Source organism: Pseudomonas sp. GW821-FHT09E04 (assembly GCF_059416185.1).
In genome coordinates this window covers 947,146-962,273 of record NZ_JBWKOR010000001.1, presented here as the reverse complement: position 1 = coordinate 962,273, position 15,128 = coordinate 947,146, and the positions used below count along the sequence as shown (strand labels likewise).

Sequence of the window (15,128 nt, the reverse complement as noted above, 5' to 3'; positions counted from 1 at the left end):
TAAAAATGCCGACTAGGATGTTTTGTTCAAGTCCCTTGAAAGGATTCTCGACCATGACCTTTGTGTTGGCTCAATGGCTGGTGACGATATTTGCGGCGATCAGCCTGATGCATGTGTATTGGGCGATGGGTGGAGAGTGGGCGGCTGTGGCGGCGGTGCCGCAGGTTCCGGTGGATAACGGCGGGCTGACGCTCAGACCGGCGTTCAAGCCGTCAGGCTGGATCACGTTGGCGGTGGCGGCAGCCCTGCTACTGATTGCCGCACTGGTGTGCATGAGGGTGGGCTGGTGGTTTTCGCCGGTGCATCACTGGGCGTTGCAGTGGGTGATCAGCGCAATTGCGCTGCTGATGTTTGCAAGGGCGATTGGTGATTCGGAACTGGTGGGTTTTTTCAAGGAAGTGAAGGGGTCGCGGTTTGCCCGGCTCGACACTTGGGTTTACTCGCCGCTGTGTCTGATTCTGGGAGCCGGGCTGTTGGCTGTTGCCTGGATCTAGCTGCCGCTCTCGGTGCGTCGGCTGCTCACCTCGGCCGGCACATCGTCCCCGGCCATACGTTTGCGGAACAACGCCGCACGCGCCAGCAGCAGGGTGGTCACCGGCACGGTGATCGACAGCAAGATCGGGATCAGCCACGCGTGCAGCACCGGCCCGGACTTGAGCGCGGAAAAGCAGATGATCGACGCCAGTGCCACGCACCACGCGCCGAGGGTCGAGGCCAGCGCCGGCGGGTGCATGCGCTGGAAGTAATCCTTCATCCGCAACAGCCCGGCTGCGCCGATCAGGGCAAACACGCCGCTGAGCACCAGCAGGATCGCCACCGGGATTTCCACCCACAGAGACAATTCAGCGTTCATTCGATCACCTCGCCACGCAACAGGAATTTCGCCAGGGCAAACGAGCCGACGAAACCGAACAGCGCGATCAGCAGCGCCGCTTCGAAATAGGTGTCGCTGGAATAACGAATCCCCAGCGTCAGCATCATCAACATGGCGACGATGTACAGGTAGTCCAGCGCCAGTACCCGGTCCTGTGCCGACGGCCCTTTGAACAGGCGAATCAGCGTCAGCACCATCGCCAGCGAGAACAGGAACAGCGTCAGCAGAATGGCATTCGACAGCAGCGGGCTCATTCGAAAATCTCCATCAACGGCCGCTCGTAAGTGACCTTGAAGTGCTGGATGAATTGCGCCTCGTCATCCAGGTCCCAGACGTGCAGCAACAGAATGCTGCGATCCAGCGCCAGCTCCGACCACACCGTGCCGGGCACGACCGTACAGATCATCGACAGCGCCGCCAGACCGTTGGCATCGCGCAGATCCAGTGGCACCTTGATGAAGCGTGAGCGAGGCGGGCGGCGACCGGCGTTGAGCACGCCCCAGGCCACCGCCAGATTGGAGATGATCACGTCACGCCCGACCAGCAGGAACAGGCGCAGAATTGCACCGGGCCGGCGAATGTGGATCTGTTGCGGGCGTAGTTTGCGCATCATCAGTGGCGCGCAGAAGCCCAGTACGGCACCGAGAAGGAGATTGCCGGGGCTGATCGACAGGTTCAGCACCAGCCACAACAGCCACAGCGCAAGCGACAGCCACGGAGCAGGAAACAGACGCTTCATGGTTGTACCTCCAACAGCGCAGCCTTGGCTTCCGGGCTTGGCACGGCGCGCGTACCAAGCACCGCCATCACGTATTGCTGCGGGTTGTTCAACGCGTCTGCGGCGGCCTGGGTGTAACGCAGCAGCGGCTCAGCCTTGAAGGTCAGGGCGATGCTCAGACCGAGCAGCAGGAAAATCGGCACGCATTCGAGTTTGCGCAGCACCGGCGACGGGCGCTCTTCCGGCGACCAGAAACGCTGGATACCCAATCGCGAGAAAGCCATCAACGAGCCGAGGCCAGTGAGGATCAGCAATGCCAGCAACGTCCAGGCAGCAGTTGAGATCGGTTCGCCAGTGCCGAGCCCCAGCGGGTTGAGCAGGGCGCCGATCAGGCTCAGCTTGCCAATGAACCCCGACAGCGGCGGCATGCCGATGATCAGCAGCGCACACGCAATGAAACTCAAGCCGAGGAAGGCCATGGTCCACGGAATCACCTGGCCGACCACGGCTTTCTGGTCATCGTCGAGGTTGATGCCCTTGACCGGTCGTTGCCATTCCTGCGGACGCGGCAGCAACTCGTTTTCGTCTTCGAGCGGTATTTCGATGGCGGTGCGCGAACGTTCGATCAGTTCTGCCAGCAGGAACAGTGCGCTGAGTGCCAGAGTCGAGCTGACCAGATAGAACAGCGCCGCGCCGATCAGATTCGGCTGGGCGAAACCGACCGCCGACAGGAGAATCCCCGCCGACACCAGAATGCTCAGGCTGGCCATACGCTCCAGGCGTTGCGCGGCGATGATCGCCACGCCCGCGCAGAGCATGGTCGCCATGCCGCCGTAGATCAGCCAGTCGCCGCCGAAGTAGGCCGAGGCGCCGGCCTGCCCGGAGAACAGCAGCGTCCACAGGCGCAGCAAGGTATAGACGCCGACCTTGGTCATGATCGCGAACATCGCCGCCACCGGCGCACTGGCCGAGGAATAGGCCGGGACCAGCCAGAAGTTCAGCGGCCACATCCCGGCCTTGGCCAGGAACGCCACCGCCAGAATCGCCGCGCCGGCATGCAGCAAGCCACGATCGGCCTCCGGCACCAGCGGAATCTTCATTGCGAGGTCGGCCATGTTCAGCGTGCCGGTGACGCCGTAGATCAATGCTGCGCCAATCAGAAACAGCGACGAGGCCAGCAGGTTGATCGAAATGTAATGCAGCCCCGACGACACCCGTGCCCGGCCCGAGCCGTGGAGCAGCAAACCGTAGGACGCCGCGAGCAGCACTTCGAAGAACACGAACAGGTTGAACAGGTCAGCCGTCAGGAACGCGCCGTACAGGCCCATCAACTGAATCTGGAACAGCGCGTGGAAGCTTGAGCCTGCGCCATCCCAGCGCGCCATGGCGAACAGCAGGGCGCTGACGCCGATGATGCCGGTCAGCACCAGCATCAAGGCCGACAGCCGATCCACAACCAGCACGATGCCGAATGGCACCTGCCAGTTACCCGGCAGGTAGACGCCGATGGAGCTGGGTACGCCGGTGGTCTGGGTCCATTGCAGCAACAGCACGGAAATGCCCAGGCCCAGCAGGCTGGAGAACAGGTTGATCTTGGCCTTCAGCGGCCGGTGTTTCTCGCCGAGCATCAGCATGATGGCGGCGGTCAGCAGCGGCAGCAGAATCGGCGCAGCGATCAGGTGAGTCATCGCCGTCATTCCTTGGGCTCCCGACCGTCCACATGGTCGGTGCCGGTCAGGCCCCGTGAAGCGAGCAGCACCACCAGAAACAGCGCGGTCATGGCGAAGCTGATGACGATCGCCGTCAGCACCAGCGCCTGAGGCAGCGGGTCGGTGTAATTGAGCAGATCCTGCGGCACGCCATCCTTGATGTTCGGTTCCTTGCCGATGAACAGGCTACCCATGCTGAAGATGAACAGGTTGACGCCGTAGGACAGCAGGCACAGGCCCATGACCACCTGGAACGTCCGCGGGCGCAGGATCAGCCAGACGCCGGAGGCAGCGAGCACTCCGATGGCGATTGCGATGACTTCTTCCATCAGACGGCTCCTTTGATGGCAGCGGTTTTGTGACCCCGGACCGATTGGTGGGCGAGGGCGGTGAGGATCAACAACGTCGAACCCACCACTACCGCATACACGCCGATGTCGAAGAACAGGGCGCTGGCGATATGGATGTCACCCAGCACCGGCACGCTGAAATGCCAGGTGTGCGTGGTGAGGAACGGATAACCCGCCAGCATCGCGCCAAGACCGGTGACCGTGGCGAACAGCAACCCGGTGCCCATCCAGCGCAGCGGTCGCAGGCTCATTTGCGCCTCGACCCACTGGGTGCCGGCGACCATGTATTGCAGGATGAACGCCACCGACATCACCAGGCCGGCGACGAACCCGCCGCCCGGTTGGTTGTGGCCGCGCAGGAACAGGTAGAACGACACCACCAATGCAATCGGCAGCAACAGGCGAACCAGCACCGCTGGCACCATCATGAAGCCGAGTGCGGTGTCGCTGGCCGAACGCGGGTTGACCAGATCGGTGACCACGTCCGGCGCCAGCAGGCGTTGCTGGGCTGGCAGTTGCAGGCTTTCTTTCGGTGGGCGGAAGCGTCGCAGCAGGGCGAATACGGTCAGCGCCACGGCCACCAGTACGGTGATTTCCCCGAGGGTGTCGAAGCCACGGAAGTCCACCAGCATCACGTTGACCACGTTGCTGCCGCCGCCTTCAGGCAGGGCGCGGCTCAGGTAGAACGAGGAAATGTCGTTCGGGGTCTGGCGGGTCAGCATCGCGTAGGACAGCAGCGCCATGCCGCCGCCGACGGCAATCGACAGCAGCAAGTCGCGCAGACGCCGCACACGGGCCTTGCGCAGGCTGCTCGGCAGCGGCGAAACCTCTTCGATCCGTCGTGGCAGCCAGCGCAGGCCCAGCAGGATCAGCACCGTGGTCACCACTTCGACCACCAGTTGTGTCAGGGCCAGATCCGGTGCCGAGAACCAGACGAAGGTCACGCAAGTCATCAGGCCGCAGACGCTGACCATGGTCAGGGCGGCGAGACGGTGATACTTGGCCTGCCACGCGGCGCCGAGGGCGCAGGCGATTGCCAGCAGCCACAGGGTCACGAACACGATGGAGCCGGGGATCTTCGGCCGGTCACCCCAGCTCAGGCTGCTGTGCAGCATCGGGATCAGCCCGGCGAGCACTGCCGCCAATACCATCAGGAACAACTGCGTTTGCAGGCGTTTGGTGCCGATTCGCCGCTCCAGACGTCGGGCCAGGCGCATCATCGCCACCAGGCTGCGCTCGAACAGACGCTTGCCGTTGAAACGGCCCACCAGCGGCGGGAACTTGAAACGGCCACGCTTGAGCTGATTACGCAGCAGCAGGTAGACCACGATGCCGCCGGACATGGCGATCAGACTCATGATCATCGGTGCATTGAGACCGTGCCAGATCGCCAGACTGTATTCCGGCAGCACGCCACCGACCACCGGCAACGCCGCGGCGGCCAGCAACGGACCGACCACTTGAGCCGGGAAAATCCCTACCAGCAAACAGGTGAACACCAGCAACTCAACCGGTGCACGCATCCAGCGCGGCGGCTCGTGCGGGGTGTGCGGCAGATCGGTGGCGGTCGGGCCGAAGAACACGTCGACGGTAAAGCGCAGCGAGTACGCAACGCTGAACGTACCGGCGATGGTCGCCACGATGGGCAGCGCGGCTTCAACCCACGCTGTGGCATTGATGAACACGGTTTCGGCGAAGAACATTTCTTTCGACAGGAAACCGTTGAGCAACGGCACGCCGGCCATGGACGCACTGGCGACCATCGCCAGAGTGGCGGTGAACGGAATCAGTTTGAACAGGCCGTTGAGCTTGCGGATGTCGCGGGTGCCACTTTCGTGGTCGATGATCCCGGCGGCCATGAACAGCGAAGCCTTGAAAGTCGCGTGGTTGAGAATGTGGAACACCGCCGCGACCGCTGCCAGCGGACTGTTCAGGCCCAGCAGTAATGTGATCAGGCCGAGATGGCTGATGGTCGAGTAGGCCAGCAGCCCCTTGAGGTCGTTCTGGAACATCGCGCAGTACGCGCCGAGCAACAGCGTGGCGGCGCCGGCACCGCTGACGATGTAGAACCATTCTTCGCTGCCGGACAGCGACGGCCATAACCGCGCGAGCAAGAAGACCCCGGCCTTGACCATGGTCGCCGAGTGCAGATAGGCCGAAACCGGTGTCGGCGCCGCCATGGCGTGGGGCAGCCAGAAGTGGAAGGGGAACTGGGCGCTTTTGCTGAGGGCGCCGATGAGAATGAGGGGAAGCAGGATGGGGTAGAGGGCATGTGCGCGAATCTGATCGCCGGCGGCCAGGACCTTGTCCAGGTCATAGCTGCCGACCACATGGCCGAGGATCATGACCCCCGCCAGCAGGCACAATCCGCCGGCACCGGTAACCATCAACGCCATATAGGCGCCGCGCCGGGCGTCGTGGCGGTGGTGCCAGTAGCCGATCAACAGGAACGAGAAGAGGCTGGTCAGCTCCCAGAAAAACACGATCTGGATCAGGTTGCCCGAGATCACCAGCCCGAGCATGGCGCCCATGAACGCCAGAAAGAACGCGAAGAAACGCGGCACCGGGTCATCCGGCGACATGTAATAACGGGCATACAAGGAAACGAGGGTGCCGATGCCCAGCACCAGCATCGAGAACAGCCAGGCGAAGCCGTCCATGCGCAGGACGAAGTTCAGGCCCAGGCTGGGCAGCCACATGAACTCTTCACGGATCACGCCGCCATGGGCGATTTGCGGGAACAGCAAGGCGACCTGGACAGTACCGATCAAAGCGACCAGGCCTGCCAACAGGGATTCGGCGTTACGTGCGTTGTGCGGCAGCACGGCTGCCAGACAGCTGCCCACAAAAGGCAGAAGCAGTAGAACTATCAGGGACATAGGCTTCTAATCTGCGGAAGTTTGTGAAGCATCATACGTGCCAGCTCCCGGATCACCAAACGCGAGGATGTCTCTGAATCCTACAAAGTAGCCGCAAATTGTTTGGTTCACATTGTTTCAGGGAGGGGAAATGCGCGAACCCACGCTTTAGCGTGGGTTCGATCAGTGCTCGGTTTCGCGGCTCAGCTCTTCTTCGAGGTCCGACGTGGTTTTGCCCTTGGTCTTCAACTCACTGACGATCACCGCCGCCACAATCAACCCGGCGCCCACCAATGCAATCGCCGGCAGACGTTCACCGGCAATCCGACCGGCGATCCCTGCCCAGACCGGCTCACCCGCGTAGATCAGGGTCGCACGAGTCGGCGAAACGCTTTTCTGCGCCCAGTTCATCGCCACCTGAATCGCTGCGCTCATCGCACCTAATCCCAGGGCGGTGCTCAGCAGTAACCACGAGAAGTCCGGAAGCGCTTCACCGGTCGGCACCACCATCAAAAACGCCAGTGCCGAGGTCACCGCCAGTTGCACCACCGTTACCCGGCGCACATCGACCTGGCCCGCATAAGTGCTGATCAGGATGATCTCCGCCGCTATGGCGATGGCGCTGATCAGTGTGGCGATTTCACCGGGACTGAAATTCAACGAAGCGCCGGACGGCCCCGACAGCAGCATCAACCCGGTAAACGCCAGCATGATCCCGATGCTCGGCATCAAACCGGGACGACGACCGAGTACCAACCATTGCAGCAGCGGCACAAACGGCACGTACAACGCGGTGATGAACGCCGATTGACTGCTGGGGATGGTCTGCAAGCCAACGGTCTGCAAGCCATAGCCGAGCATGATCGCGACGCCGATGAACGCGCCGGCCTTGAGTTCGAACAAGGTCAGCTCACGCAGGTGTTTCCACGAAAACAGCGCGACGATGCTCGCCGCTGCGGCAAAGCGCAGGCCAACGAAAAACATCGGCCCGCTGACGGTCATCGCGTGCTGCACCAGCAAAAAGGTGCCACCCCAAAGCATGGTGATCAGCACCAGCACGCATTCGGCTTTGCTGAACCGGGAAAACCGCAGGGGAGTTTGGGGGGAGTTGGCTGACGTCATGACCTTGCGCACTTTTGAAGAGGCGATGCACAATGCGCCAAATGTTGCGCAGTATACTGCCCAACCCCAGCCAGTGAGCAATATAGTGCACAAAGATTCTGTACAACGGGCTTCGGTCCTGCAACACGTCAGCCAGAACGTCCGACGCCTGCGCCACGCCGCCGACATGAGCCAGACAGCGCTGGCGGAAAAATCCGGGGTCAGCCGGCGCATGCTGGTCGCGATCGAGGCCGGCGAAAAAAACGTCAGCCTGACCACCCTCGATCGTGTCGCCGAAGCCCTCGAAGTGGCGTTCAGCGATCTTATCCAGGCCCCGGACAACCGCGATCCGGGCCGTATCAACGAACTCGCCTGGGCCGGCAGCATTCCCGGCAGCAAAGCCGTTTTACTGTCCAAGGCCAACGCCACCCGCGCGGTGGAACAGTGGGAATGGTGCCTGCAACCGGGTGAGGTCTATCCCTCGCAACCGGACGCCGAGGGCTGGAGCGAGCAGATTTTCGTCTTTGAAGGCTGCTTGACCCTGATGCTCGGCGACCAGCCGCAGCACATCGCCGCCGGCGAGTTTTTCATGTTCGCCAGCAATCAGCCGCACACCTATCGCAATGACGGGGAAGTCGCGGCGCGCTTCGTGCGTAATGTGGTGATCTGACTGTTGCAGGGCCGACAGCTGATAAACAGTTTGCTCTATTCTTCGTGCAGACTGCTTTAGGTTGTTCTCTCAATCTATTGATAAATAACGAAATTATATTCAGGCATGACTCCTGCTAAGGGTTCTGGATCCTCATCCGGAAACCACGGAGTCGCCTCACATGACCACCTCAAATCACACCTCCAAATGCCTCCTGAAAATCGGGAGTGCCGTCTGATGCCCCGTGAAATCCGCCTCAACGCCTTCGACATGAACTGCGTCGGCCACCAGTCGCCGGGCCTGTGGGCTCACCCTCGGGATCGTTCCTGGCAGTACAAGGATCTGGAGTACTGGACCGATCTGGCGAAAATCCTTGAGCGCGGCAAATTCGACGGCTTGTTCATCGCCGACGTGCTGGGCATCTACGACGTGTACAACGGCAATGGCGAGGCGGCCATCCGGCAGGCGGCGCAGGTGCCGGTCAACGATCCGTTGCAACTGATCCCGCCGATGGCGCTGGTGACCGAGCACCTGGGTTTCGGCCTGACTGCTTCGTTGTCCTTCGAACATCCATATCCATTCGCCCGACGCCTCTCGACCCTCGATCACCTGACCAAGGGCCGCGCCGGCTGGAATATCGTCACGTCCTATCTGGAGAGCGGTGCGAAGAACATCGGTCAGCAAGCCCAGACTGAACACGACGCGCGCTATGACTTCGCCGAGGAATACCTGGAGGTCTGCTACAAACTCTGGGAAGGCAGTTGGGAAGAGGGCGCGATTCTGCGGGATCGCGAACGGCGGATTTTCAGTGACCCGAGCAAAATCCACGAGATCCGCCACCACGGAAAACACTTCCAGGTGCCGGGCATTCACCTCTGCGAACCGTCGCCGCAGCGCACGCCGGTTCTCTATCAGGCGGGCGCTTCCAGCCGGGGCAAGCAGTTTGCTGCCGAGCATGCCGAGTGCGTTTTCGTCGCTGCGCCGTCGAAAGTGCTGCTCAAGAAAACCGTGGCCGACATTCGCCGCCGCGCTGCGGAGGCAGGGCGCGATCCGTCGAAGATCCTGATCTTCAACCTGCAAACCGTGATCCTCGGCGAAACCGATGCCAAGGCCAAAGCCAAGTTTGAGGAGTACAAATCCTGGGTCAGCTACGAGGGCGCGATGGCGCTGATTTCGGGCTGGACCGGAATCGACTTCAGCCGTTTCAAACCGGACGAACCGCTCAAGCATGTGCACACCAACGCGATTCAGTCGGCGGTCGAGGCGTTTTCCACGGCGGATCCGAACAAGGTCTGGACCCCGAACGAACTGGCCGACTGGGTCGGGATCGGCGGTTTCGGCCCGTTGTTCGTCGGCAGCCCGGAAACGGTGGCGGACCTGTTGCAGGAATGGGTCGACGAAACCGATGTCGACGGCTTCAACCTGGCCTACGCGCTGACCCACGAAACCTTCATCGACGCCGTGGAATTGCTGGTGCCGGAGTTGCAGAAGCGCGGTGTCTACAAGACCGAATACACGCCGGGGACCTTGCGCGAGAAGCTGTTTGGCGAAGGACCGAAATTGCCGCAGATCCATCCGGGCAGCGGCTATCGAAACCTGGGCGAGCTGCATCGGCAGGAGAAAAAGGTCGCGTCTGTCTAGACTCGCTCGCAGCGTCTGCACGACACTGACTTGAGCAAACCCTTTGCAGCGAGAACGGCATGACTCAAACCGATACGGCCGACATCCTGATTGTCGGCGGTGGCCTCAGCGGCGCGATGCTGGCGGTGCAATTGCTGCGTCTGCCGGGCCGGCGGCGGATTCTGGTGATCGAGCCCCGGGCCGAACTGGGCCGGGGCGAAGCGTACAGTGCGGTGGAGCTGGGCCACACGCTCAACGGCAATGCCGCGCGGATGAGCGTCGACCCGGACAATGCCGATGATTTGACTCAATGGCTGACCAATCATATTGCCAGCGGCGGCTGGCCTGAATCCGATCAGCAACATGTACCGGTCAGCGAACTGTTTCCACCCCGGGGCCTGTTCGGCGTCTATGTGCAGCAGCGTCTGGCCGAAGCGCAGCAGGTGGGCGCGCAGCATGGTTCGACGGTCGAGCACGTGCGCGCAGAGGTGATTGATGTACAGGCTTCAGTTGATTCGGTGCAGCTCACCTTGAGCGACGGCCAGCGACTGCAAGGCGCTTTTGCGGTGCTCGCCACCGGCATGTTCCCCGCCGCCCGTACGCCGCAAAAGCAGTCCAGCGGCCTCAATGCCGCCGCGCTCGACCCTTGGGATGTGGGCGCCATGCGCCAGCTCGATCCGCAATCCACGGTGTTGATCATCGGCTCCGGCCTGACCATGGTCGATGCCGTGGTCTCGCTGGAGCAGGCCGGGCATCGCGGGCCGATCGAAGTGTTTTCCCGGCACGGACTGTTGCCCCATGTGCGTCGACAGCCGCCGGCGTGGGTGGACTTTCTCGCCGAGGATCACAGCCTCCGCACGCCACGCCAGTTGCTGCGCGAATTGCGCCGGCATTGCCAGGTCGCCATCGCCCAAGGCATCGACTGGCAGGCGCCGCTGGATACGGTGCGCGCGCATATCGGTCGGCTGTGGAGCCAGGCGAGCGATGCGCAGCGCCGGCAATTCGTGCGGCATGTGCGGCCGTGGTGGGAGAGCCATCACCATCGTTCGCCGCCGCTGAGTGCGGAGCTGGTCGAGCGTCTGCATCGCGAAGGGCGCCTGCGGATTCACGCCGCGTCCTATAAAGGTCTTGAGCCGGTGTCGGGCGGAGGTGTTGGCATTCGCGTCCGTCGTCGGGGCGAGAGTGAGACACGCATGGTGCAAGGCGCGGCGCTGATCAATTCCAGTGGTATCGAGTATGACTGGCGCCGGGTCGACCGGCCCTTGCCTCAGCAGTTGCTGGCCCGTGGGCTGGTGCAACCGGGGCCATTGGCGCTGGGGATTGCGGCGGCGGTGGACGGCGCGGTGCTGGATGCTCAGGGGAAAGTGTCACAAAGACTGTTCGCGATGGGCCCGCCACTCAGAGGGATGTGGTGGGAAAGTACCGCAGTGACCGATGTCGCGTCACAGGCCAAGGCGTTGGCGGCGCGGCTGGTGGCTCAATAGTCGTAACCGTACTCGGAGGCGTTCTGCGCAACGTAGAGCGTCTGCTCCAGGCTGCCCGTGGCTTCGCTGCCAAGGCCGACGGTGTCAACGTTCAATGTGCCGGACTGACCGACACTGGTCATGGCTACGACGTGCCCGTTGCCGTGGGCGTTGGCAATCGCTGAGGTGGCGCCGATCAGCGCGACGATGAACCCGAGGGCAATGAAGTCTTTCATGGGTGCACCAGAAAGTGGGAAGAAGATGACCGCCACTTTATGGCCACGGGCGCCAGAAGAAAAAACACCTTTTCAGATAGTTGTTATCAAAGGCGTTGATGCGTGATCAGCGCGGCAGGGTGTTGCTCAGCCAGCGCTGGCGCATTTTCTCCAGGCGGCCGTCGGCGCGCAGCGTATCCAGTGCCTGTTGCCAGCGTGCGACCTGTTTGGGGTCGGTCTGTCGGGAGAACGCGATGTAGGTGTCCTGCTTCATCAACGGCAACTGGTACTGCAAACGCCCCGGTTCCATGCCCTGCTCGCGGGCGAGGGCGGCGCTGGACAAGGTGTCGGACACCACAAAGTCGGTCCGCCCGAGACTGAACAGACGCATCATCTGTTCCGGGGTTTCCACGCCGTAAAGGTTGGTCAGGTCCTGTTCCTGCAAATAGCTGTAGACCAGCCATTTGCGTGGCACGGTGATCCGGCCCAGGTGATCGGCTTCACGCAGGCTGCGTACCGGTGGGTGAAAATTGTCGTGGGCATACAGCGCGGTTTCGACTTCGATCAACGGCCCGACCCATTGGTAGCTGTCGTCGCGTGCGTCGGTGCGCAGGACAGTAAATACGCCGGTGTCCGGGGTATCGCTGGCCATGCGCAGGGCGCGCAGCAGCGGCACTTGCTGCAAGTGAATGCGATCGCCGGTCTGCGCGGCCAGGGCCTGCACCACATCCACGCCGAAGCCCACCAGTTGATCGCCCTGAAGGAAATGCAGCGGAGGATGATTGTCGGTGAGCAGTTGCAGATCTGCCGCATTGGCCGTCAGGGCCAGAAAAGACAGCAGGCAGGCGGCAAAACGTTTCATGGATCGTCCCTGAACAAATCAATCGCCCAGCTTAGTACGCCCACATGACGGCTGTCGTGGGGAATCAGCGGGGCTTTTGTGTCAGAGAGCAGGGCGGATCGGTAGTGTCGATGAGCCATGAGGGAGCGAGCTCACTCCCTCATGGTCAAACTGCATCGATTGCGGTCAGGAAACCACGCGATAGCACGGCACGTACGCCGCGCCGCCCGGCAGTTTCATCCGGTGCTGGGCGACGAAGGCTTTGAGCAGCAGGTCCAGCGGCTGCATGATCGCGGCGTCGCCACGGATCTGATACGGCCCGTGTTCCTCGATCAGGCGAATGCCCTTGTCCTTGACGTTGCCGGCGACGATTCCGGAGAACGCGCGGCGCAGGTTGGCTGCCAGTTCATGCGGAGGCTGGTCGCGGTGCAGCTTGAGGTTGGCCATGTTTTCGTGGGTCGGGTCGAACGGACGCTGGAAGCCTTCGTCGATCTTCAGCAGCCAGTTGAAGTGGAATGCGTCGTTGCGTTCGCGGCGGAACTGCTTCACGGCTTTGAGGCCCGCGGTCATCTGGCGCGCCACTTCGGCCGGGTCGTCGATGATGATTTCGTAGTGCTGTTTCGCCGCTTCGCCAAGGGTGGCGGTGACGAAAGCGTCCAGTTGCTCCAGGTACGGCGCGGCATGTTTCGGCCCGGTCAGGATCACCGGGAACGGCAGGCCGGCGTTGTCCGGGTGCATCAGGATGCCCAGCAGGTACAGAAACTCTTCGGCGGTGCCGGCGCCGCCCGGGAAGATGATGATGCCGTGGCCGACGCGGACGAAGGCTTCGAGGCGCTTTTCGATGTCCGGCAGGATCACCAGCTCATTGACGATCGGGTTCGGCGCCTCGGCGGCGATGATGCCCGGTTCGGTCAGGCCCAGATAGCGGCCACCGTGGATGCGTTGTTTGGCATGGGCGATGGTCGCACCTTTCATCGGGCCTTTCATCACGCCGGGGCCGCAGCCGGTGCAGATATCGAGGCTGCGCAGGCCCAGTTCGTGGCCGACTTTCTTGGTGTATTTGTATTCTTCGGTGTTGATCGAGTGGCCGCCCCAGCACACGACGATCTTCGGCTCGACGCCCGGACGCAGGGTGCGCGCGTTGCGCAGCAGGTGGAAGACGTAGTCGCTGATGCCCTGTGAGGTGCTCAGGTCGATGCTCAGGGCATCGAGTTCGTTCTCGGTGTAGACGATGTCGCGCAGGGCGCTGAACAGCATTTCCCGGGTGCTGGCGATCATTTCGCCGTCGACGAAGGCGTCGGCCGGGGCGTTCAGCAGTTCCAGGCGCACGCCGCGATCCTGCTGGTGGATGCGGATTTCGAAGTCTTTGTAGGCTTCCAGAATGGTTTTCGCGTTGTCGACATGGGCGCCAGTATTGAGGATTGCCAGGGCGCACTGGCGGAAGAGGGTGTAGGTGCTGCCGGTTCCGGCCTGGCTCAGTTGCTGAACTTCACGTTGGGAAAGGGTTTCCAGGCTGCCTTTTGGGCTGACGGAGGCATTGATTACGTGTCGTTGGGTCATGCAGTGATCCTTAAAACGATGTCATTGCCGGCCTGGCCAATGGCATCCGAATAGTGTGTATCCATGAATGAAGATGGCACGATCTGCGTGGTATCGCCATGTCCCCGTTGGACGCTGAAAAGATGAAAAGGAGCTCCAGCATAGCTAAATCCGCCTCAGAGGCGATAATGCGCCGGCCTCTTTTTATTTCAAGCCATGGAAGCCTGTCACGATGTTCGAGATTCAACCGATCGATGCCATCACTTATCGCCAGCAGACCCGACGCAGCACGCTGATCATCGCGCTGCTGTTCCTGGTGCTGGCGATGGCGTTTTCGACCGTGGCGGTGGCGCTGTTCGGCGAGCCGGGCGGGGATAATCTGCGGTTCAATGTCGGCGGGGTGTTCGGCGCATTTCTGTTGACGGCGGCGTTGTTGCGCGGGCGTTTCTGGAATCAGACCTGGATGGCCCCGGCGGTCTATGGCTGGCGGCTCAAGCGCAGCCTGATGAGCGTGACCAACGTCATGCATCAGGTGACGGCGGCGGTCGAGAAGGGGGATCCGACGGCGATGAAAGTACTGCGTTTCTATCACCTTGGCCTGACCCAGATGCACGAACTGGACGGCAACTCCAGCGATCATGCGCAATTGCATCGGGAAGTCGAGGCGCACAAGGCTCGGATGGAGGCGCTCGGTCTGGACACCGATCAGACGCGCCTCGATCCGGCCTGGCTGGAAGCCTTGAAGTCGCGTTAAAACGGAATGCGGGCGGCGCGACGCAGTTTCCACTGACGGATCAGACGCCCGTATACCAGCAGGTTGATCGCCAGCACCACGCTGCCCAGCGCTAGTTGAATCTGCGGGGTCAGCCCCGCCGGGTAGATGATCGGCCAGACGTAATGCTCGATGAAACCACCGGCATACTCGGTTTGCCCGGCGGCGTGGCGCATCAGGTTTTCCCAGTAGGTCAGCGGGCAGGTCAGGTGCAACACCTCGACCATCACGCCCCAGGTTGCGGCCGGCAGATGCAGCCACGCCACTCGGTGCCACTTGAGCACCAATAGCCCGCCAAACAGCACGAACAGAATGAACGATAGGTGAAACAGCACCAGCCCGTCGGCGGCAATTCGATACAGCATGTCGTCTCCCTGACGAAGATGTGAGTGGCTGCAATGGTACGCCGGTCGGCGGCT

16 protein-coding genes are annotated in these 15,128 nt (G+C 62.0%); 5 read left to right on the top strand and 11 right to left on the bottom strand.

Annotated features, from left to right (window positions below; genetic code table 11):
- Positions 1–53 precede the first annotated feature (53 nt).
- On the top strand, positions 54–494 hold the full coding sequence (locus AC07N4_RS04325) for a DUF3995 domain-containing protein (protein WP_493065033.1): 441 nt from the start codon (positions 54–56) through the stop codon (positions 492–494).
- On the opposite strand, the gene AC07N4_RS04320 is transcribed toward AC07N4_RS04325, so the two are convergent.
- The 7 genes from AC07N4_RS04320 to AC07N4_RS04290 all read right to left on the bottom strand — a co-directional run bounded on the left by AC07N4_RS04320 (position 491) and on the right by AC07N4_RS04290 (position 7,631).
- The gene (locus tag AC07N4_RS04320) at positions 491–853 is read right to left on the bottom strand and encodes a Na+/H+ antiporter subunit G (protein ID WP_096820147.1); all 363 of its coding nucleotides are present in this window, start codon (positions 851–853) and stop codon (positions 491–493) included. The genes AC07N4_RS04325 and AC07N4_RS04320 overlap by 4 nt on opposite strands.
- Positions 850–1,128 carry a K+/H+ antiporter subunit F gene (locus AC07N4_RS04315; RefSeq protein WP_003225959.1) on the bottom strand — a complete coding sequence of 93 codons (279 nt, stop codon included), beginning with the start codon at positions 1,126–1,128 and terminating at the stop codon, positions 850–852. The genes AC07N4_RS04320 and AC07N4_RS04315 overlap by 4 nt, the downstream gene beginning before the upstream one ends.
- Positions 1,125–1,613 carry a Na+/H+ antiporter subunit E gene (locus AC07N4_RS04310; RefSeq protein ID WP_096820146.1) on the bottom strand — a complete coding sequence of 163 codons (489 nt, stop codon included), beginning with the start codon at positions 1,611–1,613 and terminating at the stop codon, positions 1,125–1,127. Before AC07N4_RS04310 ends, AC07N4_RS04315 begins: the two co-directional genes overlap by 4 nt.
- Positions 1,610–3,289, bottom strand: a complete 1,680-nt coding sequence (locus AC07N4_RS04305) for a monovalent cation/H+ antiporter subunit D (protein ID WP_493065032.1) — start codon at positions 3,287–3,289, stop codon at positions 1,610–1,612. Before AC07N4_RS04305 ends, AC07N4_RS04310 begins: the two co-directional genes overlap by 4 nt.
- Positions 3,286–3,630 carry a Na+/H+ antiporter subunit C gene (locus AC07N4_RS04300; protein ID WP_096820144.1) on the bottom strand — a complete coding sequence of 115 codons (345 nt, stop codon included), beginning with the start codon at positions 3,628–3,630 and terminating at the stop codon, positions 3,286–3,288. Before AC07N4_RS04300 ends, AC07N4_RS04305 begins: the two co-directional genes overlap by 4 nt.
- Positions 3,630–6,530, bottom strand: coding sequence for a monovalent cation/H+ antiporter subunit A (locus tag AC07N4_RS04295; protein WP_102620904.1), 2,901 nt, complete (start codon positions 6,528–6,530; stop codon positions 3,630–3,632). Before AC07N4_RS04295 ends, AC07N4_RS04300 begins: the two co-directional genes overlap by 1 nt.
- A gap of 162 nt (positions 6,531–6,692) precedes the next feature.
- On the bottom strand, positions 6,693–7,631 hold the full coding sequence (locus tag AC07N4_RS04290) for a DMT family transporter (protein ID WP_102620905.1): 939 nt from the start codon (positions 7,629–7,631) through the stop codon (positions 6,693–6,695).
- Positions 7,632–7,716: 85 nt separating this feature from the next.
- Here AC07N4_RS04290 and AC07N4_RS04285 point away from each other — a divergent pair, with 85 nt between their 5' ends.
- The 3 genes from AC07N4_RS04285 to AC07N4_RS04275 all read left to right on the top strand — a co-directional run bounded on the left by AC07N4_RS04285 (position 7,717) and on the right by AC07N4_RS04275 (position 11,363).
- Complete coding sequence (locus AC07N4_RS04285; protein WP_096820141.1) at positions 7,717–8,280, top strand: helix-turn-helix domain-containing protein; 564 nt, start codon at positions 7,717–7,719, stop codon at positions 8,278–8,280.
- Between the two features lie 216 nt (positions 8,281–8,496).
- Positions 8,497–9,900 (top strand): LLM class flavin-dependent oxidoreductase, encoded by a 1,404-nt coding sequence (locus AC07N4_RS04280; RefSeq protein WP_493065031.1) that lies wholly within the window; start codon positions 8,497–8,499, stop codon positions 9,898–9,900.
- Positions 9,901–9,959: 59 nt separating this feature from the next.
- The gene (locus AC07N4_RS04275; RefSeq protein WP_493065030.1) at positions 9,960–11,363 is read left to right on the top strand and encodes an FAD/NAD(P)-binding protein; all 1,404 of its coding nucleotides are present in this window, start codon (positions 9,960–9,962) and stop codon (positions 11,361–11,363) included.
- Here the strand turns inward: AC07N4_RS04275 and AC07N4_RS04270 are convergent.
- The 3 genes from AC07N4_RS04270 to ppnN form a co-directional block, all read right to left on the bottom strand.
- Positions 11,357–11,578 (bottom strand): hypothetical protein, encoded by a 222-nt coding sequence (locus AC07N4_RS04270; protein WP_096820138.1) that lies wholly within the window; start codon positions 11,576–11,578, stop codon positions 11,357–11,359. The two genes, AC07N4_RS04275 and AC07N4_RS04270, sit on opposite strands and share 7 nt — an antisense overlap.
- 106 nt (positions 11,579–11,684) lie before the next feature.
- Positions 11,685–12,419, bottom strand: coding sequence for a substrate-binding periplasmic protein (locus tag AC07N4_RS04265; protein WP_096820137.1), 735 nt, complete (start codon positions 12,417–12,419; stop codon positions 11,685–11,687).
- Positions 12,420–12,584: 165 nt separating this feature from the next.
- Positions 12,585–13,958, bottom strand: coding sequence for a nucleotide 5'-monophosphate nucleosidase PpnN (gene ppnN, locus AC07N4_RS04260; protein WP_064597381.1), 1,374 nt, complete (start codon positions 13,956–13,958; stop codon positions 12,585–12,587).
- 211 nt (positions 13,959–14,169) lie between these two features.
- On the opposite strand from ppnN, the gene AC07N4_RS04255 reads away from it, so the two are divergent.
- The gene (locus AC07N4_RS04255) at positions 14,170–14,691 is read left to right on the top strand and encodes a DUF3087 domain-containing protein (RefSeq protein WP_493065029.1); all 522 of its coding nucleotides are present in this window, start codon (positions 14,170–14,172) and stop codon (positions 14,689–14,691) included.
- Here the strand turns inward: AC07N4_RS04255 and AC07N4_RS04250 are convergent.
- Complete coding sequence (locus AC07N4_RS04250; RefSeq protein ID WP_096820132.1) at positions 14,688–15,074, bottom strand: DUF2784 domain-containing protein; 387 nt, start codon at positions 15,072–15,074, stop codon at positions 14,688–14,690. The two genes, AC07N4_RS04255 and AC07N4_RS04250, sit on opposite strands and share 4 nt — an antisense overlap.
- Positions 15,075–15,128: the final 54 nt, after the last annotated feature.